At 58.2% G+C, this 21,377-nt stretch carries 19 protein-coding genes; 6 read left to right on the forward strand and 13 right to left on the reverse strand.

Going from position 1 to position 21,377, the window contains the following annotated elements; translation table 11 throughout:
* Positions 1–5: 5 nt before the first annotated feature.
* Complete coding sequence (locus R1T46_RS20000; RefSeq protein ID WP_317306764.1) at positions 6–1,748, reverse strand: peptide ABC transporter substrate-binding protein; 1,743 nt, start codon at positions 1,746–1,748, stop codon at positions 6–8.
* A gap of 145 nt (positions 1,749–1,893) precedes the next feature.
* On the opposite strand from R1T46_RS20000, the gene R1T46_RS20005 reads away from it, so the two are divergent.
* From R1T46_RS20005 to R1T46_RS20015, 3 genes are all read left to right on the forward strand, one after another.
* The gene (locus tag R1T46_RS20005) at positions 1,894–3,171 is read left to right on the forward strand and encodes an O-acetylhomoserine aminocarboxypropyltransferase/cysteine synthase family protein (RefSeq protein ID WP_085681528.1); all 1,278 of its coding nucleotides are present in this window, start codon (positions 1,894–1,896) and stop codon (positions 3,169–3,171) included.
* 140 nt (positions 3,172–3,311) lie between these two features.
* Positions 3,312–4,358, forward strand: coding sequence for a lipoyl synthase (gene lipA, locus R1T46_RS20010; protein ID WP_317306765.1), 1,047 nt, complete (start codon positions 3,312–3,314; stop codon positions 4,356–4,358).
* 104 nt (positions 4,359–4,462) lie between these two features.
* Complete coding sequence (locus R1T46_RS20015) at positions 4,463–6,949, forward strand: efflux RND transporter permease subunit (RefSeq protein WP_317306766.1); 2,487 nt, start codon at positions 4,463–4,465, stop codon at positions 6,947–6,949.
* A 167-nt stretch (positions 6,950–7,116) separates the two neighbouring features.
* On the opposite strand, the gene R1T46_RS20020 is transcribed toward R1T46_RS20015, so the two are convergent.
* On the reverse strand, positions 7,117–7,557 hold the full coding sequence (locus R1T46_RS20020) for a Spy/CpxP family protein refolding chaperone (protein WP_036203929.1): 441 nt from the start codon (positions 7,555–7,557) through the stop codon (positions 7,117–7,119).
* 220 nt (positions 7,558–7,777) lie between these two features.
* Here R1T46_RS20020 and ylqF point away from each other — a divergent pair, with 220 nt between their 5' ends.
* Positions 7,778–8,665, forward strand: a complete 888-nt coding sequence (ylqF, locus tag R1T46_RS20025; protein ID WP_041333456.1) for a ribosome biogenesis GTPase YlqF — start codon at positions 7,778–7,780, stop codon at positions 8,663–8,665.
* Here ylqF and R1T46_RS20030 read toward each other — a convergent pair.
* Both R1T46_RS20030 and R1T46_RS20035 read right to left on the reverse strand, forming a co-directional pair.
* Positions 8,638–9,459, reverse strand: coding sequence for a helix-turn-helix transcriptional regulator (locus tag R1T46_RS20030; protein ID WP_278366785.1), 822 nt, complete (start codon positions 9,457–9,459; stop codon positions 8,638–8,640). The two genes, ylqF and R1T46_RS20030, sit on opposite strands and share 28 nt — an antisense overlap.
* A gap of 40 nt (positions 9,460–9,499) precedes the next feature.
* Positions 9,500–10,024, reverse strand: coding sequence for a DUF962 domain-containing protein (locus tag R1T46_RS20035; protein WP_278366784.1), 525 nt, complete (start codon positions 10,022–10,024; stop codon positions 9,500–9,502).
* A 218-nt stretch (positions 10,025–10,242) separates the two neighbouring features.
* Here R1T46_RS20035 and fabB point away from each other — a divergent pair, with 218 nt between their 5' ends.
* Entirely contained in the window at positions 10,243–11,451 is a 1,209-nt protein-coding gene (fabB, locus tag R1T46_RS20040) for a beta-ketoacyl-ACP synthase I (RefSeq protein WP_075194951.1), read from the forward strand.
* A 13-nt stretch (positions 11,452–11,464) separates the two neighbouring features.
* Here fabB and R1T46_RS20045 read toward each other — a convergent pair whose 3' ends face one another.
* Entirely contained in the window at positions 11,465–12,343 is an 879-nt protein-coding gene (locus R1T46_RS20045) for a sugar nucleotide-binding protein (RefSeq protein ID WP_041333454.1), read from the reverse strand.
* A gap of 253 nt (positions 12,344–12,596) precedes the next feature.
* Here R1T46_RS20045 and R1T46_RS20050 point away from each other — a divergent pair, with 253 nt between their 5' ends.
* Positions 12,597–12,956 carry a hypothetical protein gene (locus tag R1T46_RS20050; protein ID WP_041333451.1) on the forward strand — a complete coding sequence of 120 codons (360 nt, stop codon included), beginning with the start codon at positions 12,597–12,599 and terminating at the stop codon, positions 12,954–12,956.
* Between the two features lie 4 nt (positions 12,957–12,960).
* On the opposite strand, the gene alr is transcribed toward R1T46_RS20050, so the two are convergent.
* The 8 genes from alr to rnr form a co-directional block, all read right to left on the reverse strand.
* On the reverse strand, positions 12,961–14,061 hold the full coding sequence (gene alr / locus R1T46_RS20055) for an alanine racemase (RefSeq protein WP_317306769.1): 1,101 nt from the start codon (positions 14,059–14,061) through the stop codon (positions 12,961–12,963).
* Entirely contained in the window at positions 14,061–15,458 is a 1,398-nt protein-coding gene (gene dnaB, locus R1T46_RS20060) for a replicative DNA helicase (RefSeq protein WP_199448260.1), read from the reverse strand. The genes alr and dnaB overlap by 1 nt, the downstream gene beginning before the upstream one ends.
* Before the next feature lie 184 nt (positions 15,459–15,642).
* Positions 15,643–16,089 carry a 50S ribosomal protein L9 gene (gene rplI / locus R1T46_RS20065; RefSeq protein ID WP_041333449.1) on the reverse strand — a complete coding sequence of 149 codons (447 nt, stop codon included), beginning with the start codon at positions 16,087–16,089 and terminating at the stop codon, positions 15,643–15,645.
* Positions 16,090–16,109: 20 nt separating this feature from the next.
* A complete protein-coding gene (locus tag R1T46_RS20070) occupies positions 16,110–16,976 on the reverse strand; it encodes a hypothetical protein (protein WP_036203901.1) in 867 nt (288 codons plus the stop codon).
* Positions 16,977–17,003: 27 nt separating this feature from the next.
* Positions 17,004–17,234, reverse strand: coding sequence for a 30S ribosomal protein S18 (gene rpsR / locus R1T46_RS20075; protein WP_007154918.1), 231 nt, complete (start codon positions 17,232–17,234; stop codon positions 17,004–17,006).
* A gap of 29 nt (positions 17,235–17,263) precedes the next feature.
* Entirely contained in the window at positions 17,264–17,680 is a 417-nt protein-coding gene (gene rpsF / locus R1T46_RS20080; protein WP_036203898.1) for a 30S ribosomal protein S6, read from the reverse strand.
* Positions 17,681–17,912: 232 nt separating this feature from the next.
* Positions 17,913–18,650 carry a 23S rRNA (guanosine(2251)-2'-O)-methyltransferase RlmB gene (gene rlmB / locus R1T46_RS20085; RefSeq protein WP_041333445.1) on the reverse strand — a complete coding sequence of 246 codons (738 nt, stop codon included), beginning with the start codon at positions 18,648–18,650 and terminating at the stop codon, positions 17,913–17,915.
* 3 nt (positions 18,651–18,653) lie between these two features.
* Positions 18,654–21,266, reverse strand: coding sequence for a ribonuclease R (gene rnr, locus R1T46_RS20090; protein ID WP_317306771.1), 2,613 nt, complete (start codon positions 21,264–21,266; stop codon positions 18,654–18,656).
* Positions 21,267–21,377: the final 111 nt, after the last annotated feature.

Below are 21,377 nucleotides of genomic sequence, written 5' to 3' on the forward strand. Positions count from 1 at the left end.
TTCCCTCAGTCCGCAGTGATGTACATATCCTTGCTGTAAACAATGTTACGGGGATTCTTCTCCGGATAGCCCTTCAGGGACGGGCTCACCAGCGCCACCGTGGTGTTGAAGTACACCGGCACCACCGGAAACGCCTGCCACAGGATTTCCTCGGCCCTGACATAATAGGGATTGGGATCGTCGCTGGAACGGGCATCCAGCAGCAACTGGTCGTATGTTTCATTGCTCCAGCCGCCGTCGTTATTACCACTGTCGCTGGTTAGCAGGGTCAGGAAGGTGGAGGCTTCGTTGTAATCCCCCTTCCAGCCAAACCGGGCGATACCATAGTTGCCAGCCTGCTTCTCGGAGAGGAAGGTTTTCCACTCCAGATTGCTGATGGTGACCTTTGCCCCCAACTTCTCTTTCCACATCTGGCTGACCACGATGGCCAGCGCCTTATGGCTTTCGTCTGTGTTGTAGAGCAGTTCGAATTCCAGTGGGTTGTCTTCATTGTAGCCGGCTTCCTCAAGGGCTTCGCGCGCCTCTTCGTCGCGGCGGGTCTGGGACCAGGTAGCGTACTCCGGCTGCCGGAAGTCGAAACCGCTGACGTAGGGCGGTGTCAGTGTGAATGCCGGCATCTGGTTGCCCCGGGTGATGTAGCTGACGATGATATTGCGGTCAATGGCGTAGGTCAGCGCCCGACGTACTCTTACGTCGTCAAAGGGCGGCCTGTTGACGTTGAAGGCATACATGTACGTGGCCATGCTGGGTACCATCACCAACTCTTTGGGCCGCTCTTTTTTCAACCGGGCCATCTGGGACACCGGCACCGTGGAGGTCATGTGCAGCTCGCCACTGGCGTAGCGCTGAAGCTCGGCGGACGAAGATTCGATCGGCAGGTAAACCACCCGGTCGATGATGGTGCTGTCATCCCCCCAGTAGCGGGGATTGCGAGCCGCCACCAGCTTCTCGCCGATATGCCAGGCGTTCAACGTATAGGCTCCGTTGGAAACCATCTTGCCAGGCCTGGTCCAGTCCTCGCCGTGGGCCTCGATGGCCTGGCGGGGGGCAGGAAACATCGTGTAGTGGACGGTCATATCCGGCAGGTAGGTGATCGGCTCGTCCAGGGTCACCTCGAAGGTGAAGTCGTCGACAGCGCGCACACCCAGCGTATCCGGTGCCTTTTCCCCTGCGATGATCTCGCCGGCATTGGCCACCCCGGCAGACTCGATGTAATACGCATAGTTTGAGCCTACCTCCGGGTCGACCGCCCGGCGCCACCCATACACGAAATCCTGGGCGGTAACGCGACTGCCATCGCTCCAGCGGCCGTCTTCACGGAGCTGGAATGTCCAGGTCAGGTTATTGTTCGATGAGGCCCAGGACGTCGCCATCGCCGGTTCGGTATCCCCTCTGGGGCCGCTGCGGGTCAACCCTTCGAACAGGTCAACCACGATGGCGCCACCCACGCTGTCCTGGACCAGCTGGGGGTCCAGGGAAGCAGGTTCACTGGCATTGCCACGAACAAGCACCTGCCTTTCGGCCAGTCTCTCACCGGTTTCCGGATGTTCCAGCAGACGGCTTTTCGGAGCGTTTACATCAGCGCCGGCTGGGGCCCGCCCACCATCATCTTCCAGATAATCATCACTGCAAGCGATCAGAAACAGGGAAAGCAGGACGGCCAAAGCAGCCCTCGTCTTCGAGCCAAGGAGGGGCGTTGTTGTCTGGCGGATGATGCCTGTTGTTATTTGCAGGTTTGTGGCTGTCATATCTGCTCGAACCTAGCGCGGAAACACGGAAGTCACAAGCCGATGAGGGTCAACATGAAACAATGCTCACGTTCCTGTGCCTGTGGCATACTCAATCGGGATGTTCGACCTCAACAACAACGCTTGATAAAAGGGATGCTCAACCATGAAACCGGAAACTCTCGCCCTTCACGCTGGCTTCAACGGCGATCCGACAACCAACGCCGCGACCACGCCCATCTACCAGACCACCTCCTACACGTTCGACGACACCCAACACGGTGCGGACCTGTTTGACCTGAAGGTACAGGGCAACATCTACACGCGCATCATGAACCCCACCAACGCCGTACTGGAGGAACGTATGGCGCAGCTTGAAGGTGGTGTGGGTGCGCTCGCAGTAGCCTCGGGCATGGCGGCCATCCTTTACTCGCTCCAGACCATCTGCAAAGTGGGGAATAACATTGTCAGCACCGGCCAGCTCTATGGCGGCACCTACAATCTGTTCGCCCACTCGCTGCCGAACCAGGGCATCAACTGCCGCATGGTACGACACGATGATTTTGACGCGGTGGAGAAAGCCATTGATGACAATACCCGCGCCCTGTTCTGCGAATCCATTGGCAACCCGGCCGGCAACGTGGTGGATATCCAGCGCTGGGCGGACATTGCCCACAAACACGGCATCCCGCTGATCGTCGACAACACCGTGGCAACGCCTTTCCTGTGCCGGCCCTTCGAACACGGTGCAGACATCGTGGTGCACTCGCTGACCAAATACATCGGCGGCCACGGCACCACCGTAGCGGGTGTGGTGGTCGACTCCGGGAAGTTCGACTGGGCCGCCAACAAGGCGAAGTTTCCCATGCTCAACGAGCCGGACCCGTCCTACCACGGCGTGGTCTATACCGAAGCCCTTGGCGCCGCGGCTTTCATCGGGCGCTGCCGCGTGGTTCCCCTGCGCAATACCGGCGCCGCTCTGGCTCCGTTCAATGCCTTTTTGATCATGCAGGGCCTTGAAACACTCGGCCTGCGCATGGAAAGACACTGTGAAAACGCCGAAAAAGTAGCCAATTTCCTGAAAAACCATCCGTCGGTGGAATGGGTAAACTATGCCACCCTGGACGACAGCCCCTACAAAGCCACCTGCGACAAAATCTGCGGCGGCCGTGCGTCAGGCATTCTCAGTTTCGGCATCACCGGCGGGCTTGAGAATGGCGCAAAATTCATCGATGCCCTGCAACTGATCTACCGCCTGGTCAACATTGGTGATGCCAAATCCCTGGCCTGTCACCCCGCCACAACGACACACCGGCAGCTCAATCCGGAGGAACTGGCAAGTGCGGGTGTCAGTGAGGATCTGGTGCGCCTGTCCATTGGCATCGAACACGTGGATGACATCATTGCCGATATCAGCCAGGCGCTGGACAAAGCAACCGCCTGATGTGATTGCCGGGTACGACGAAAGTCGTGCCCGGAACCCCCGTGATTGTCCGTACCTGCCTTGTATCCTCCGCCGGCGCAGATTACCCTTTAGGGTCAGCCAAGCCTTTTATCCGCCGCCGAGAAGAGAGTCCCCCAGTAATGAGCGACAGTGCCAAATCACGCGTCACCAGTGGTTCAAAGTTCCGCAACGAACATGGATTCTCAGCGATCAAGGATGGCATCAAGCGCTCGGGCTCGGGCATCATCGACACCAAAACCCAGCGTAAACCGTCCTGGCTGCGTGCACGCATGCCCGGTGGCGAGCGCTATGAAGCGGTGCGCAAGAACGTCAGCGAACACCGGCTGAGCACGGTCTGCCAGGAATCCCATTGCCCGAACATCGGCGAATGCTGGGCCAACGGTACCGCCACCATTATGGTGATGGGCTCCGTGTGCACCCGCGCCTGCCGCTTCTGCGCCGTTGATACCGGCAACCCCAAAGGCTGGCTGGACCACGAGGAACCGGAAAATACCGCGAAGTCCGTTGAACTCATGGGCCTGCGCTATATCGTACTAACCTCCGTAGACCGGGACGATCTGGACGACGGCGGCGCCGCTCACTACGCAGCCTGCGTGTCCGCCATCAAGCAGCGCACTCCCCATGTCGCAGTGGAAGCCCTGACACCGGACTTTGACGCCGTCATGGCGCACGTTGAGAAGGTCGTGGACTCCGGCCTGGACGTTTTCGCACAGAACGTGGAAACCGTGAAGCGCCTGACCACCCGCGTGCGGGACCCCCGCGCCGGCTACGAGAAAACCCTCAGCGTACTGGCGCACGCCAAGCAATACCGTCCGGACGTGCTCACCAAGACCAGCCTGATGCTGGGCCTCGGTGAAACCGAAGAGGAAATCCTCGAAACCATGGACGACCTGCGGGCTATCGGCGTCGACATACTGACCCTGGGCCAGTATCTGCGCCCCACTCAGAACCACCTGCCGGTAGAACAGTACGTAACCCCGGACGACTTCAATCGCTACCGCGAGATTGGCCTGGAAAAAGGTTTCATGGAAGTGCCGTCAGGCCCCATGGTGCGCTCCAGCTACCGTGCCGATCGTGTGTTCGAAAAGAATAACCTGGGCCTTGCGGTGCCAGACGTACCTGCTTCCTCCAACGCACAGCAGATTCCGGTCAAAGCGGTAGACTGAACCACTGATCAATTCCCTGGAATAGGCCTCAAACAGGGGCACCGTCGACGGACAGTTTGTGGCACACTCTGCACTCGCTTTCACTGTGTAGGGTAATTCTTACGATGTCCTGGCTTCGATCTTTCTATGACCGGCTGATTTTCCCCCGTCCTGTTCTGGTACTTCTGCTGTTTGGCGCCCTGCTGTTGATCGCCAGCCTGCGGCTGGACCAGTTCCGGCTGGATGCGTCCGCCGAGTCCCTGGTTCTTGAGGATGATCGCTCTCTGGAGCAATACCGGGAAGTGAATCGCCGCTTCACCACCTCCGACGATTTTCTCGTTGTTACCTATACGCCCGACCAGGAATTGTTCAGCAACGAGGGTCTGGCTTTACTGGCGTCATTGCGAGATGAGCTCGCAGCCCTGGAGAATGTCAGCTCCACCAACAGCATCCTCAACGTCCCCCTGCTCCACAGCCCGGACCTGACCCTGGACACCGTCGACTCAGAAATCCAGACCATTGACGAGGACGACGTTACTCCGGACACCGCCAAAAAAGCGCTGCTCAACAATCCGCTCTACCCCAACCTGCTGATCAGTGAAGACGCGCGCACCACTGCGATACAGGTGAATCTGCCCACTCCCGAGCGCTATTTTGAACTGCTCCGGGAGCGCAACGAGCTGCGGGATAAAGTGCAGAGCGGCCAAGCCTCGGCAGAAGAACAGCAAAGACTGGAAACCGTCAGCCAGGCATTCATCGAGTTCACCGAGGCCCAGGGCGAGGAAAGGGACCGCACCATCAAACGGGTCAGGGGCATCCTCGACAGCTACCGTGACCGCGCCGAGATCTACCTGGGCGGCGTACCCATGATCGTTGCCGACATGATCCGTTTCATCCAGAACGACCTGTCCACCTTCGGTGTTGGTGTGCTGATCTTCCTGCTGTTGACCCTGACAATCATTTTCCGCCAGTGGCGCTGGGTGCTGGTGCCGCTGTTGTGCTGCAGCTTTACGGTGTGGCTGGTGATCGGCTACCTGAGCTGGGCGCAATGGCCAGTCACGGTGATCTCCTCCAATTTCGTGTCGTTGCTGCTGATCATGACCCTCTCGCTGACCATCCACCTGATCGTTCGCTATCGGGAGTTCCAGCACGACGACCCTGAAGCCGAATCACGGGATACGCTGCGGCGCACCCTGCTGGCGATGATCAAACCCTGCTTCTACATGGCCATCACCACCATTGTTGCTTTCGGCTCGCTTACCTTCAGCGGTATCCGCCCGGTGATCGATTTTGGCTGGATGATGACCATCGGCCTGACCGTGGCCTTCCTCATCACGTTTATCATCTTCCCGGCCCTGCTGGCACTGCTGCCACCGCCGGTGGACGACCGGGTTCGCTCGGACCGGGTTCCCTTTACCGATTGGTTTGCACGGTTTACCGAGCACTACGGCAAAACCGTTCTGGTCGGCTCCGCCATCCTCGCGGTGCTCTGCGTCATCGGCCTGAACCGCCTGACGGTGGAAAACAGCTTCATCGACTACTTCAAGTCCAGCACCGAAATCCACCAGGGCATGATCACCATCGACAATCGCCTGGGGGGAACCACCCCACTGGATGTGGTGATCACGGACGATAAGCCTCCTGAAAGCGAAGCCGGCGGCGATCCCTTTGCCAGTGACTGCGATCCGTTTGTGGAGGACTGCGAGGGTGCCGAGGAATACCGGGATACCTGGTTCACCTATCAGAAGATGGACCGCCTGGGTAAGGTTCACGACTACCTGGACAGCCTGCCAGAGACCGGCAAGGTCATGTCCATCGACACCACCCTGGACATCCTTGCCCAGGTTAACGGTGGCGAGCCCCTGAATGCCCTGGAACTGGCGTTCGTGCCCTCGGCGGTGCCGGACGGTCTGAAGGACATTCTTCTGACCCCCTACATCAGCGAAGAACACGACCAGGCCCGCTTCAGCATCCGCATTCTGGAAACCTCCCCCGACCTGCGCCGGCAGGCGTTGCTGGACCGCATCCGCACTCACCTCACTGAAGAAATGGGCTTTGAGGACGATCAGGTGAAGCTCACGGGCATGACGGTGATGTACAACAACATGCTGCAAAGCCTGTTCGATTCCCAGATCAAGACCATCGGCATTGTGTTCCTAGCCATCATGGTGATGTTCCTGATCCTGTTCCGGTCGATAAAGCTGGCGCTGATCGGCATGGCCCCGAACCTGATCGCGGCGGGTTCGGTGCTGGGTCTGATGGGCTGGCTGGGCATTCCGCTGGATATGATGACGATCACGGTGGCGGCCATCACGGTGGGGATCGCAGTGGACGATACCATTCACTACATCCACCGTTTCAAGACGGAATTTGAGAAAGACGGCGACTACCTCGCCACCATGCACCGCTGCCACCGCAGCATCGGGCAGGCGATGTTCTTTACCTCGCTGACGATTATTACCGGGTTTTCGATCCTGGTGCTGTCGAATTTCATCCCGACCATCTACTTCGGGTTGTTTACGGGCTTTGCCATGTTTATGGCTCTGGTGGGGGCGCTTACGTTGTTGCCTCGGCTTATTGTGCTGGTTAAGCCGTTCGGGGCTGAATTGTGAGCAACACTCTCCTAGCCTTCACAATTTGGTGATTGTCGCACCGATGTAGGCCCTTCCCGCCGCGACCTGACTCCCAACCAGCAGGCTACAGTCACAAAAAAACCGCCCAAGCCAGAGGCAAAGGCGGTTTTTTTCGGGCTCCGGGGAATAACCCGGAAAACAGATGTTTACTGCATACCCTGCTGCATCTGACGCTGCTGTTGCATCTGCTGCTGCATTTGCTGCATGCGCTTGTTCAACTCGTCACGCTGCTCCTGGGTGAACACCGCATCAACCTTCGCCTGCATCAGGGTAGACATGGCCGTCATCTCACCAGTTACATCACCCAGCTTCTCGGCGTTGTCACGAATCGCGTCTTCGTCGTAATCCGGCTTGATCTGAGCCTGGATCTGCTGCTGCAGTTGCTGGGCTTCGCCCTGAAGCTCCTGAATCTCAGCCTGCATCTCTTCAATGATGCCGCGAATTTCTTTCTGCTGGTCTTCACTCAAGCCAACCATCTGAGCCAGCTGATCAACCTGGTCCGGCTGCCCGCCAGATTGCTGCGCCATCGCCGGAGAAGACAGCCCGATAGCAATCAGGGCAATTCCGAACAGTTTCACGAGCTTCATAGAAATCTCCACTAATCGATTATTTAAGTCGCTTTGGGTTTTCGAGCCCTACACCCTAAATCAAAACAACCGGGTATTTCACCCCGAACCCCCTTCTTTTTGTACATACTTCACACCCTCACATGCCTCAGCTCCCACCATGGGCGGGTTGAGAGAAATGTGAAAATTTAGTCATTCCCGTCCATAATGGCGCCGTTCAGCCACTTCAGGAGTATCAACCATGGCCATTAACTGGTTTCCAGGGCACATGCACAAGGCCCGCAAGGAAATCAAAAAGGTAATGCCCCAGATGGATCTCATTATCGAGGTCGTGGACGCGCGCCTGCCGTTCAGCAGTGAAAATCCGCTGGTCCCTGCCCTGCGCGGCGATACGCCCGTCATCAAGGTGCTTAACAAGCGAGATTTGGCTGACCCGGCCATTACCGAACAATGGCTCGGCTGGTTGGAAAAGGAACGTGGCGTTCGGGCCATCACCATGACCCACAACCAGCGCGCGGAAGCCCTCGACATCCTGCGACTGGCCGGTGAAATGACGCCGGATCATGATCGCCAGAAACGGGCGTTGCGGGTGATGATCCTGGGCATCCCCAATGTCGGGAAGTCCACGCTGATCAATACTATGGCGGGCCGGCCGGCGGCCAAGACCGGAAATGAGCCCGCAGTGACCCGGGCGCAGCAGGCCATCAAACTGCCAGACAACGTTCTGCTCTATGACACACCGGGGTTTCTCTGGCCCAAGCTGTCTCCGGAAGCCTGCGGATACCGCCTGGCTATTAGTGGCGCCATTCGCAGTGCGGTGATTGAGTTTGAGGACGTGGCGTTATTCGAGGCGGATTACCTGCTGGACGCGTATCCCGAACTGGCAATGGCGCGCTACGGGTTTGAAGAAAGGCCCCGGGACGGCCTGGCACTGATGGACGGCATCGCGGAAAAACGACGGTTCCTGGGGAGAGGCGGGGTTCCGGACCTGCACAAGGTGTCGGAAATACTGCTCAACGAATTCCGCTCCGGGAAGCTCGGGCGAATTTCGCTGGAGACGCCCGCCATGGTCGAGCAGGAAGCCCGGGAAGAGGCTGAACGTCAACGCGAGAAATCCGACAAAGCCTGATCATCGATACCACAACGGCATACGTTGAACCATCCCGCCGCCACATAGGCGGACGGCAGTGCGTCGAACATATCACGTGCCGTGCGAACCAGATGGGGCTGATCGTAGAATCCGGCCTCCGTCGCCAACCGGGAGACGGATATACCCGGCTCCCAGAACGCCAATGCCCGGTTGATCTTCAGGTGCAGGAGAAAACGTCGCAGCGGCACGCCCGTTTCCTGGCGAAACAGATGCGTCAGCCGTGACGAAGACAGCCCGACACTTTGAGCCAGAGAGTTCAGTTCCAGGCGTTCCGGCAGTTCTGCCCTCAGCTTCCTGCAAATGCCCGCTATACGGTCGTCCAGCGCAACGGGCGCGTGCCCGCTCTGAGAGATCACTCTTGCCAGCGCGCAGGCCATGGCCTCGCAGTCTGTCTCCCCGGGATCAGGCAGACCCACACCGGTCAACGAAAGATCCGTGGAGGCCATGCCTGCCGTAACGGATTTCAGGGACCGCCAGCAAACGCTGTCGGGGTCGAGCTGGACGCTCCAGATTCTGGCCTCCCCAGGCTCCAGTGCCTGGGGAACGTCAGGGGCTACGATGGCGGCGCGGGTTTCCCGCCATTCACCGTCCACAGCCAGCCGAAAGGGACGGTCGAGCCCGACCAGCAAGGAAGCGCTTATGTGGCGGTGGGAGCGGTTGGGCATCAACTGTCCGAGTACCTGCCAGTGATCCTGCCACAAGAACAAGGTGCCCTTGTGGCCCTGACCGCTGGTTGGCGTTTTGAAGGGCGGTGCCTGCATGGTGTCACTCAACTCTGCATTTCCCTGCAAGCATACCTCAAGCAGCCTTGGTTCAGTGACTCTGAGGCTGGCGCCCACCGTCATGGCCACCCTGGGCATGAGGTACCGGTATGCCCAGCTTCGCCGCAAACTCAATGCTAACGAAGATCGGCCCGATCAGCAGGAACACCAGGTCTTCCACGAACGACGGCTTCTTGCCTTCAATTTTATGGCCGACCACCTGGACCGCCCAGGCAACGATCCAGACCACAAGACTGGTCCAGAACAGGGACAGACCACTGGCCAGCACACTCTGTATGGCCCACAAAGACAGTACAAACCAGCCCGCCATCAATACGAACACCCAAAGCGACAAGCGCAGATAGACGATACCCGACAAGCCCGCGAGAATCGTGGCGCCGTTGACCCAATAGGCCCCAGAGCCAGAAAGGCCAAGCCAACTGCCTACCGGTATCAGCCAGAACAATCCCAGTGTTGATATCAGGATTGCCGGAACGCAGGCAATATGGACCCACTGGTTGACGGTGTTCTGATGGCTGTCGCCGTAGTCATGCAGAAATTGAGACAGTGAACGCACGGTGAATCTCCCTCGGGTTATTGTTGACAAACGCCATCTTACCAACGTCCATGATCGCCGCCTTGTACGTAACGGCTATGCCAGCTCGCCTGGCCTCTTCTTGCACCTTACCAAGGTCAAATATCGCCGCAGCGCCAAAGCGCCTAGACTGATGGTTATAGTCAGAGACAGAGGGGACCGGCCCGGTTCGCGGTGCAGGCCCCGCTAAGGAGGAAAGTATGAGACGGGTTGTAGTTACCGGAATGGGCATTGTTTCCTGCCTCGGCAACTCCACGGATGCGGTGCTGGAAAGCCTCAAGGCCGGCAAATCGGGCATCCGGTTCAATGAAACCTATCGTGACATGGGCTTCCGCAGCCAGGTGGCAGGTTCTGTTGATGTGGATACGTCGGTCATCGACCGTAAAACCCGACGCTTCATGGGCCAGTCGGCGATGTACAGCTACCTCGCCATGGAGCAGGCCATTGCGTCCTCACGATTGACAGACGATCTGGTCTCCAATGACCGTACCGGCCTGATTGCCGGCTCCGGCGGCGCGTCCAGCGCCAGCCAGGTGGAGGCCGTCGACATCATGCGTGAAAAAGGTGTCAAACGCATCGGGCCCTACATGGTGCCACGGATCATGACCAGTACCGTGTCGGCCTGTCTGGCCACCGCGTTCAAAATTCGCGGCGTGAACTACTCCATGTCATCCGCCTGCGCCACCAGCGCCCACTGTATTGGCCACGCCGCGGAGCAGATCCAGTCTGGCAAGCAGGACATTGTATTCGCTGGCGGTGGCGAGGAAGAGGACTGGAGCCTGACCATGCTGTTCGACGCCATGGGCGCCTTGTCCACCAAGTATAACGATGCCCCGGAAACTGCATCCAGACCCTTCGACGCCGGCCGTGATGGATTCGTTATCGCAGGGGGTGGCGGCATGGTGGTAATGGAAGAGCTTGAGCATGCCCTCAAGCGCGGTGCCCCCATTATTGCCGAGCTGACCGGTTATGGCGCCACGTCCGACGGACACGACATGGTCGCCCCCTCTGGCGAAGGCGCCATGCGTTGCATGCAACAGGCGCTGTCCACGGTTGAGACACCGGTGGATTACATCAATGCACACGGCACCAGCACGCCGGTGGGCGATGTGGCGGAGATGAAGGCGGTACGGAACGTCTTCGGTGATAAAGTGCCGCAGATTTCGTCCACAAAGTCGCTATCCGGCCACTCTTTAGGCGCATCGGGTGTTCATGAAGCGATCTATTCCCTGATCATGCTGCAGAACGGATTTATTGCGGGCACTAAAAACCTGACAAACCTGGATGACACCATTGCCGGAATGCCGGTTGTGGGGCCTGATTCCAAAGCGGCGCCACTGAATACAGTGATGTCCAACAGCTTCGGGTTCGGCGGCACCAATGCCTCGCTGGTATTCGGAAAAGCCTGACTTCCTGACGAGCCTAGCTTGTGGGCTCGTCCGTGAGTTCCTTGCCGCCGTTCAGGGACAGTAGCTCCAGCTCCTCGGCCAACCCCGAACGCCACGGGAGCTGCTTGACGCCAAAGGTGTTGCGGATCTTGGTGCAGATCATGGTGGCGTTCGCGGGCTCCAGGGTTGCCCATGCGGGCGTTTCATCCACCACCCGGATACCATCGGGAATACCCCTCAAACCGGTGATTGCAAGCCCCAGCTCATAGAGAGAGATATCTTCCGCACCGGCATACTGATAGGTGCCCCACACCTCCGCACCACAGTCTATCTGCTGCACAATCGCGGTAATCACCCGGGCAAGATCACTGACAGTCACAGGTTGGCCACGGCATTTACCGGGTAACTTGATGGTGTCGGACCCTGCGGCAACGGACTGCACCTTGCGGACAAAGCGCCCCAGGCTCCAGCCCGTCCTCAGAATGATATGCCGCGGCAACAACGTTCTCAGCGCCTGTTCGCATTCCCACTGCCAGTTACCCAGCTCGTTACAGGGCTGACCGGGATTGGAGGCAATGTAGGCACTCTGCTTTCGGCCGTCGAACACATAGGAAGACGACAACTGCAGCAACGCGATATTGCGCTCACAGGCGTGCTCGGCCAGCGCCACGGGCAACGAAAACGACGCCTTGTGGGCCAATTCGGGGTTCCTCTCCGCACTTTCAGGGTCCGCCAGCCAAAGCGCATTCACGATCAAGTCGGTGTCGTCGGGAATCCAGCCTTCCAGCGCCGAAAGGTCCGCGGTTTCAAGCTCGCTGATCAGCAGCGGGCTGACGTGGAGCGAGGTGTCCCTCAGACGCTCCAGCAATACCCGCCCTAATGGGCCATAATCATGAACAACAAGAACGTGCACGAGCGCTCACCGCCTCCAATGTCTTTCTTCGCAACGGGTGACAGTACCGTTGCCGCTTAATCTGTATGCAGTTGTTTGTACACCTTAAACACACTGTAATCGTTCCCACAGTCTGTTGGAACGTATACACGGGATATCACTGATATGACGGACACCCGATAACGTTCGAGCCAATGGCACGCGAAGCACACCCCATAGAATACGTGTCGAAATACTGAGCAGACCTGACGAGCATACAACAACAGGATCACACATGCTGAAACAACAAAGCCATATCGTTGCACCCATACCGGATGAGCTCCGGACCCGCGCACTTTACACCGTCAATGAGCTGCGGGAGCGGGGAAAGGCGGATAAGGAAGCCATCGACAAACTGTTCGAACTGATTGCCGAGATGACCGACAACGGTCTGGATTTCTTTTTCCTGGAACCCCTGCGCCGACTCAACGCCAGCAGCATGCTGATGGGTATGGCCAGAATGGGCATCAGCAGCATGCTCAAAGGCAGCAAGATGGTCGTCCACAAAGTCCTGAAGAAACTGGACGACCGCAGCCTGGCCGCGATTCTCGACTTCATCGAGGAAATCATCCACGAGCCGGAACCCGCTTCCTGATCACCTACCCTGCTGCAGCGTTTCCCGAATTCTCGTACAGCCTGGGCACCCGGGCTGTAATACCCGTTAGCAGTTCGTAGCCAATGGTACCGGCGTGTTGCGCCACTTCATCCACACTGACATGCCGCCCCCAGAGCTCCACAGGGTCGCCAGGACAGGCGTCAGGGGCGCCCGTCAGGTCCACGGCCAGCATGTCCATGGACACCCTGCCAATCAGGCGTATGCGGTTACCGCCGACCCACGCCGGAGTGCCCGTACCGGCATGGCGAGGATAGCCATCACCATAGCCAATGGCCACAATCCCCATTCGTGTTTCCTGAGTCGCGGTCCAGTTGTAGCCATAGCCCACGGACTCTCCCGGCTTTAGCGTTCGCACTGCGGTCAAAGGGGCTTCCAGTGTCATCACCGCTTCCAGACCCAGTTCTGGGCCGGTCTTGCCCAAGGTCGGGGAGGCGCCATAAAGCATGATGCCGGGGCGGGTCCAGTCAAACGACGGCTGGGCGGGGAGAAAGTGGGCGGCAGAATTTGACGCGCTTTTCTCAAGTTTTGGCCAGTCCACCACTGCTTCACTGAATATCCGCGTCTGCTGGTCAGTGCCATCGCTGGAGATATCGTCCGCGCAGGCAAAGTGCGTTACGAAACCCGCCACCTTCTCCGCCGCAGCAATGGTACCCAGTCGTGCCATAACATCGGCCAACACGCCCGGCGCGAAACCAAGCCGATTCATGCCGGTATTCACTTTCACCCAGACCGTCGGCGTCTCACCAGCCTGCGCCAACCAGTCCAACTGATAACGACTGTGGACCACCACTTCAAAACCTTCGCGAACACACGTCGCGACATCCTCGGCACTGTGCATGCCCTGCAACAACACCACAGGATGGTCAACACCGGCCTCCCGGATCGCCAGGGCCTCTTCCAGACAGGCAACAGCAAACTTGGGTGCGTCGCTCGCCAGGGCCCGTGCGACTTCACGGATACCATGGCCATAGCCATCGGCCTTGATAACAGCCATTGCGCGGGCCGGGCTGGCCAGCCGGCAGGCGAGGCGATAGTTGTGGCGGAGGGCACGGGTATCAATACGGGCAACGGTCTTCCGTGGCATTAATAATCCCCTCCGTAATCGCCGTGGGCCAGATCCTCGAACTTGGTGTACTTGCCGATGAAGGCCAGTCGCACGGTGCCAATGGGGCCGTTACGTTGCTTACCGATGATGATTTCGGCAATGCCCTTGTCGGAGGTGTCTTCGTTGTAGACCTCATCCCGATAGACAAACATGATCACGTCCGCGTCCTGCTCGATGGCGCCGGATTCCCGCAAGTCAGAGTTTACCGGGCGCTTGTTCGGCCGCTGCTCCAGGCTCCGGTTCAGCTGCGAAAGCGCCACGACCGGGCAACTGAGCTCCTTGGCGATCCCTTTCAGGGAACGGGAGATCTCGGAAATCTCAGCGGTCCGGCCCTCGGTGTTACCGGGCACCCGCATCAACTGGAGGTAATCCACCATGATCAGACCAAGCTTGCCTTCGTTCTCCCGGGCAATACGGCGAGCCCGGGAACGCATTTCGGTTGGGCTCAGACCAGGCGTGTCGTCGATATAGAGCGGTTTGTCTTTCAGCAGACTCACCGCGGACGTCAGCCTGGGCCAATCGTCCTCTTCAAGCTTACCGCTACGAATCCGGCTCTGATCAATTCGCCCCAGGGACGACAGCATACGCATGACCAGCGCATCCGCCGGCATTTCCATGCTGAACACCAGAATCGGCGCGCCGGTGCTTATCAAGGCGTTCTCGACGATGTTCATGGCAAAGGTGGTCTTACCCATGGACGGTCGCCCCGCCACGATCAACAGATCCGAGGGCTGCATTCCCGACGTCCACTCATCCAGGTCCTTGAAGCCCGTTGTCAGACCCGTTGTAGTCTCGCCGGACTCGAACAGCTCCTCAATGCGACTGAGGGCCTTGGTGAGAATCGGGTTGATGGCCTGGGGACCGGAACCTTCCTTGACCCGCGATTCGGCGATCTGGAAGACGTTGCGCTCGGCTTCGTCCAGGATCTCGTTGCTGTTCCGGCCCTGGGGGTTAAACGCCGAATCGGATATCTGCCCGGACACCTGCACCAGTTGTCGCAGGATAGAGCGCTCCCGCACAATCTCGGCATAAGCGCGGATATTGGCGGCACCGGGGGTTTTCTCGGCCAGTTCTGCCAGATAGGAAAGCCCACCCGCGTCTTCGATATCACCGGCACGCTCCAGGAATTCAGTCAGTGTGACAACATCGAGCGGTTCGCTCTCGCCCGCCAGTCGCTCGGCAGCACCAAAAATGAGGCGGTGATCCTGACGGTAAAAGTCGCCAGCGGAAATGATCTCCGAGATCTCATCAAATCGGCGATTGTCCAGCATCAGGCCACCAAGCACCGCCTGTTCGGCCTCCACGGAATGAGGTGGAACCTTGATTCGGCTGGTCTCAGGGTCGCTGTTTACCGGTTTGAAATTCGGGTTGGCCATGGAAACGTCTTCGTCTAGGCATCACATCCGTGACAGTTTACGGGGATTGTCGATGCGATGGGAGAGCTACGGAAAACACAAATCATACACCAGAAAGCAACAGGCCCGGAATCCACCTGAATGGATTCCGGGCCTGTATGGCTGCCACCGGGTAGTAACCCGATGTTCAGACTAAACCGTCAATTTACTCGGCCACAACGGCCAGGTTAATGTGAACGGTTACGTCAGAGTGCAGCTGAAGCTCGATCTCGTACTCGCCAACCACACGCAGCGGGCCTTCGGGCAGACGAACTTCACTTTTCTCAACGTCGGTACCAGCGGCGGTAATCGCATCTGCGATGTCACGCACACCGATGGAGCCGAACAGCTTGCCTTCTTCACCAGCCTTGGAGGTAATGGTGACTGAGGCGCCTTCCAGAGCTTCGCCACGAGCCTGAGCTGCAGACAGCTTCTCAGCTGCCGCTTTTTCCAGCTCTGCACGGCGCTCTTCGAACGCTTTCAGGTTGTCAGCGGTTGCCGCAACAGCCTTGCCATAAGGCAGCAGAAAATTACGACCGTAACCGGCCTTTACCTTGACCTTGTCACCCAGTGAACCAAGGTTTGCTACTTTTTCGAGCAGAATAACATCCATCTCGTTAACCTCTTCGTGCTTTATTCAGCCGGGCCGGAGGGCTTCATTCGCCTCCGGATATCCAGCCAGCTATCCACAAAAGCCAGAACTACCAACAGAATCATCAGGCTTGGACCAAGCAGTACCAGCGCCAGGTAGAACAGCACCAACCACTGACCACTCAGATTCTTACGACCGACAACGCCATGAACCAGGGCCAGACCCGCCACAAACAGCGGCAAACCTCCAACCCAGCCCAGCAACATGGAATTCAACCCGAGAACGGGCCCTGCCACCATGGTAATCACACAAATAACCGCGATTGCCGGTGACAGCCGGAGCGAGTGAAACTCGGTCCGGAATCCGCCGGGGTTGTACAACCCGGCCTGCCAGGATCTTGCCAGCATGGTCATGCACACCCCGATTACCAGGTAGGTGCCCGCCATGCTCGCATTCATGGTTTGCCGAATGACTGTTTCCAGCTCACTGCCAAGACTACTGGCGATTTCGGCGTTGTACTCTTCGTAAAATCTCACCCCGGCCTGCACCAGATCGTTCAATAGATCCGGGTACACCAAGGGCAACATCAAGCCTGTCACAATCCCCAGGAAACTGCCTGCGAGCAGCGCTTTCTCCCAGGACAGGGTTATTCTCAGGATGGACGCCATTAACATTGCCTGAAGCAACACCACCAGTGCCGTCGGGTCCTGCCCGAACCAGCTCCAGCCGAGTGCCGGAAGCAATGCCCAGAGACCAATACTAAGCCCCTGGCTGATACCCAGTCTGAGAATGACCAGGCCAATAACCGCCGCACCTATCCAGAACAACAAGGGTATTGCAGTCGTAACTGCTGCCACCCCGCCTGCCTGCAGAGGACCGCGCATTACAAACTGTGCCAGTGCACGCATGGTCCCGGGTCCTGTTTATTCTGTTACTTAGTTATCGTGGCTGTCCGAATACGGCAGCAGTGCCAGGTAGCGGGCACGCTTGATAGCGGTAGCCAGCTGACGCTGATAGCGTGCCTTGGTGCCGGTAATACGGCTGGGCACGATCTTGCCGGTTTCAGTGATGTAACCTTTCAGGGTGTCCAGATCCTTGTAATCGATCTCTTTAACACCTTCTGCCGTGAAGCGGCAGAACTTACGACGTCTGAAAAAACGAGCCATAACTTAACTCCTCAACTCCGGTGATGGTTTTACTCTTCTTCGTCCTGGGTTTCAGCCTGCTGACGTGGCTCGTCAGATTCGGCTGAACGACGCGGACGATCATCGCCGCCACGACGGTCTTCACGGGACTCGGAAGCTTTCATCGGGGACAGTTCGATGTCGGCACCATCGCGGCGCAGGATCATGTCGCGGATGATGGCATCGTTGAAACGGAAGTTGTGAGTCAGCTCGTCCATCGCTGCCTGTGAACATTCAATGTTCATCAGAACGTAGTGAGCCTTGTGGATCTTGTTGATCGGATAAGCCAGGTGACGACGGCCCCAATCTTCCAGGCGATGTACCTTGCCGCCATCTTCATTGATGACGCCGGTATAGCGCTCGATCATCGCGGGCACCTGCTCGCTCTGATCCGGGTGTACCATAAATACGATTTCGTAGTGACGCATGAGTTCTCCCTACGGTTTGAACAGCCTCCAGCACAGGCGCCGGTTTCAACAAACAGGGCAAATGCAGGAAGCAAGGAGGTGGCAGGCAAAGCTGCCGGCTTCTTTTTGCTTTTACCAACAAGACATTACGTATAAAGCCTGTTCAAAAAGCCGATACTGATCACCAGGATTTCAGGCAATACAACACCGCCCCCTGAAAAGGGGGTCACGTATTCTAGGCGCGTGGCTGATACTATGCAAGCCGTTGACGCAAGGCTTCGTAAAGGCAGGCGCCGGTGGCCACCGACACATTGAGACTGTCCACGTGGCCAAGCATGGGGATATTGATCAACAGATCACAGTGTTCCCGCGTCAGGCGACGCATACCTTTGCCCTCGGCACCCATTACCAGAGCGACCGGGCCGGTAAAGTCCGCCTGATACAGGGTACTGCTCGCTTCGCCGGCGGTGCCAATGAGCCAGACACCCTCATCCCTGATCGTGCGCATAAACCGCGCAAGATTGGTGACACGTACCAGAGGCACGGTTTCAGCCGCACCACAGGCCACCTTCCTGACGGTCGGCGACAACGATGCGGATTTATCCTTGGGCACCACCACAGCCTGGACACCCACGGCATCAGCGGTTCGCAGGCAGGCGCCCAGGTTGTGGGGATCGGTCACACCATCCAGGATCAACAGAAACGGCGGCTTGTCAGACCCTGACAACATGGCCAGGAGATCATCTTCACTCCATTCACGGCTTTCAGAAACCGCGGCCACAATGCCCTGATGCACGCCGGCTACGCGCTGATCCAGTTCTTTGCGATGCACAACCTTCCAGCGCACCCCAAGCTCATTGAAGGCATCGGTGACGGTTTTGACCCGGCGGTCCTCGCGCCCCGTCTGAATCCACACTTGCTGTATACGTTCTGGCTCGCGCTTGAGAACCGCTTCAACCGCATGCCAGCCAAAAATGTACTCTTCAGACACGGCCTATTTTCCTGACTTGCGGGGCTTTCGTTTCTTGTCAGCACCGGTGGTTTTAGCCGGCGCCTTCTTGCTCTTGCCCTTACCCAGTGCAAGCTTGGCCGCTTCCGCCACCAGCTTGTCACGGGCCGACATCTCGCCATCATCATCGAACGTTGGCGTGACCGCGTCGGGTGCCCCTGATTTGCCAGAGGGTTTTGAGCCAGTCGCTTTCCTGCGGCGGGGTTTGGCGGCCGCATCACCAGCCTTCTCCCGGCCAGCTCCTGGGGCACGGCCAGCGGTGGTTTTGCCACCCTTACCTCGCCCCTTACCTTTGCCCTTGCCCTTATCCCGCGGCTCTCGCTTGGTGACTTCCAGCGCATCCCGGTCTGCCTGGCGATGCTGTGGCTCGCTCACCAGCTCCAGGTCCACCTTGCGGTCTTCCATGCCCACACGCATTACCTTCACGCGGACCTCGTCGCCCAACCGGAAGCTCATAGCGGTACGCTCGCCGATCAGGCGGTGTTTGGCAGCATCATGATGGAAGTAGTCACCACTGAGGGTAGACACGTGCACCAGGCCCTCAATGTAAACTCCGGAAAGCTCCACAAAGAACCCGAAAGGCACAACGGCTGCAATCACGCCATCGTACTCCTCGCCCACGTGATCCTTGAGGTATTCGCATTTGAGCCAGGCCATGACGTCCCGCGTTGCGTCGTCGGCGCGGCGCTCGGTCATCGAGCAGTGCTCACCCAGTTGATGCATTCTGGGCAGGTCATAAGGGTAATCCGCCAGTTCCGGGTCACGCTTGGGCGGCACCGACACGTCTTTGCTGTCGTCTTCGCCGTGAATCACGGACTTGATACCGCGATGCACGATCAGGTCCGGATAACGGCGGATCGGCGAGGTGAAGTGGGCATAACTGGTAAACCCCAGGCCGAAATGGCCACCCTCATCCGGGCTATAAACGGCCTGGCTCAAAGAGCGCAGCATCACCGTCTGGATGACATTGGCGTCGGAACGGTCTGCAATGCTGGACAACAGCGCCTGATAATCAGCGGAGGTTGGCTTGTCTCCACCCCCCAGCTGCAACCCCAGCTCGCCCAGGAAAAGCCGCACCGCATTGAGGCGCTCCTCGGATGGGCCATCGTGCACCCGGTACAGTGAAGGCACCTTGTGCTTTTTGAGGAATCGCGCCGTCGCCACGTTGGCGGCGAGCATACATTCCTCGACGATCTTGTGGGCGTCGTTGCGCTTAACCGGAACGATTTCCTCGATTTTGCGATTGGCGTCGAATATGACCCGGGTTTCCGTGGTCTCAAAATCGATGGCACCGCGCTCTGTCCGGGCTCTGCGCAGCAATTTGTAGAGGTTGTAGAGATTGTGCAGGTGCGGCAGCACGTGAGCGTACTGTTCTGACAACCGGTATCCCGGCTCGGAATCCGGCCGTTCAAGCATGTCACTGACCTTGTTATAGGTCAGTCGCGCGTGGCTGTGCATCACCGCCTGATAGAAGGTGTAGCCACTGACGCTGCCGTTGGCACTGATGGTCATGTCCGCCACCATGCAGAGCCGATCCACACCCGGGTTCAGGGAGCACAGGCCATTGGACAGCTTTTCCGGCAACATGGGCACCACGTGATCCGGAAAATACACTGAGTTGCCACGGTTAATCGCTTCTTCATCCAGCGGAGAGCCAGGACGCACATAATGAGATACGTCCGCAATCGCCACCAGCAGACGGTAGCCACCGCGCGGGCGCGGCTCACAATAGATCGCGTCGTCAAAGTCCCGGGCGGTTTCGTCATCAATGGTCACCAGGCGCAGATTGCGGATATCCACCCGATTCTGCTTGTCCTTTTCGGTCACCTCATCGGCAATGCCGGCAATCTGCTCGCCTAAGGCCGGCGGCCAACTGTGAGGGATATCGTAGGAACGGATGGCCACATCGATTTCCATACCCGGCGCCATGTGCTCGCCAAGCACTTCCACCACCTTTCCCGTCGGCTGGGTACGTACGGTAGGCTGACGTATAATGTCGACCACAACGTATTGGCCGTGCCGCGCGTCATTAATTTGCTCTGCGGGAATCAATACTTCGTGGTTGATACGGGCGTTCTCCGGAACCACAAAGGAGATGCCGCTTTCCTGAAACAGACGACCAACGGTTTGATGGGTGCGATACTCCAGCACTTCTACTATCACCCCTTCGCGACGACCACGATCATCCACCCGATCCACCCGGGCGGCAACGCGGTCACCGTGGAAGACTTGGCGCATCTGGCGAGCTGTCAGGAAAAGATCCGATCCGCCGTCATCCGGGATCAGAAAACCAAATCCATCCTTATGGCCAGTGACACGGCCGGTGACCAGATCCGCCTCTTCAATGGGCAGGTAGGCTCCCCGACGATTACAGATCAACTGTCCGTCCCGGCACATGGCAATCAGCCGGCGACGCAGGGCTTCGATGCCCTCCTCGGACTGCTGCCCCAACTCGCCACACAGAGTTTCGTGAGTGGCCGGCGCTCCCCGTTCCTTCAGATGGTCGAGAATGAATTCCCGGCTTTGAATCGGGTTGTCGTATTTGCTGGCCTCACGCTGCGCATGTGGGTCTTTGTCCGTCTTCTTTCTGGAAACCATTCGTATCCTTAGTCTGACTTCCCTGTTGGAAATCAATCGTTATATTACGTTTGCAAAGGAGTATAACGCCGCCAGCACCCACCTGCCTAACCGACCGCCTAAAATAGGCAT

The sequence above is a fragment of the Marinobacter salarius genome (assembly GCF_032922745.1).
Taxonomy (GTDB): Bacteria; Pseudomonadota; Gammaproteobacteria; order Pseudomonadales; family Oleiphilaceae; genus Marinobacter.

Coding starts and splice junctions, on each gene's coding strand:
- dnaB (WP_199448260.1), bottom strand. CDS start 15,458: ATGGCCAACCCGAATTTCAAACCGGTAAACAGCGACCCTGAGACCAGC.
- rplI (WP_041333449.1), bottom strand. CDS start 16,089: ATGGATGTTATTCTGCTCGAAAAAGTAGCAAACCTTGGTTCACTGGGT.
- rpsF (WP_036203898.1), bottom strand. CDS start 17,680: ATGCGTCACTACGAAATCGTATTTATGGTACACCCGGATCAGAGCGAG.
- R1T46_RS20050 (WP_041333451.1), top strand. CDS start 12,597: ATGCTGAAACAACAAAGCCATATCGTTGCACCCATACCGGATGAGCTC.
- R1T46_RS20015 (WP_317306766.1), top strand. CDS start 4,463: ATGTCCTGGCTTCGATCTTTCTATGACCGGCTGATTTTCCCCCGTCCT.
- alr (WP_317306769.1), bottom strand. CDS start 14,061: ATGCCACGGAAGACCGTTGCCCGTATTGATACCCGTGCCCTCCGCCAC.
- R1T46_RS20070 (WP_036203901.1), bottom strand. CDS start 16,976: ATGCGTGCACTGGCACAGTTTGTAATGCGCGGTCCTCTGCAGGCAGGC.
- fabB (WP_075194951.1), top strand. CDS start 10,243: ATGAGACGGGTTGTAGTTACCGGAATGGGCATTGTTTCCTGCCTCGGC.
- rnr (WP_317306771.1), bottom strand. CDS start 21,266: ATGGTTTCCAGAAAGAAGACGGACAAAGACCCACATGCGCAGCGTGAG.
- R1T46_RS20005 (WP_085681528.1), top strand. CDS start 1,894: ATGAAACCGGAAACTCTCGCCCTTCACGCTGGCTTCAACGGCGATCCG.
- R1T46_RS20000 (WP_317306764.1), bottom strand. CDS start 1,748: ATGACAGCCACAAACCTGCAAATAACAACAGGCATCATCCGCCAGACA.
- lipA (WP_317306765.1), top strand. CDS start 3,312: ATGAGCGACAGTGCCAAATCACGCGTCACCAGTGGTTCAAAGTTCCGC.
- rpsR (WP_007154918.1), bottom strand. CDS start 17,234: ATGGCTCGTTTTTTCAGACGTCGTAAGTTCTGCCGCTTCACGGCAGAA.
- ylqF (WP_041333456.1), top strand. CDS start 7,778: ATGGCCATTAACTGGTTTCCAGGGCACATGCACAAGGCCCGCAAGGAA.
- R1T46_RS20020 (WP_036203929.1), bottom strand. CDS start 7,557: ATGAAGCTCGTGAAACTGTTCGGAATTGCCCTGATTGCTATCGGGCTG.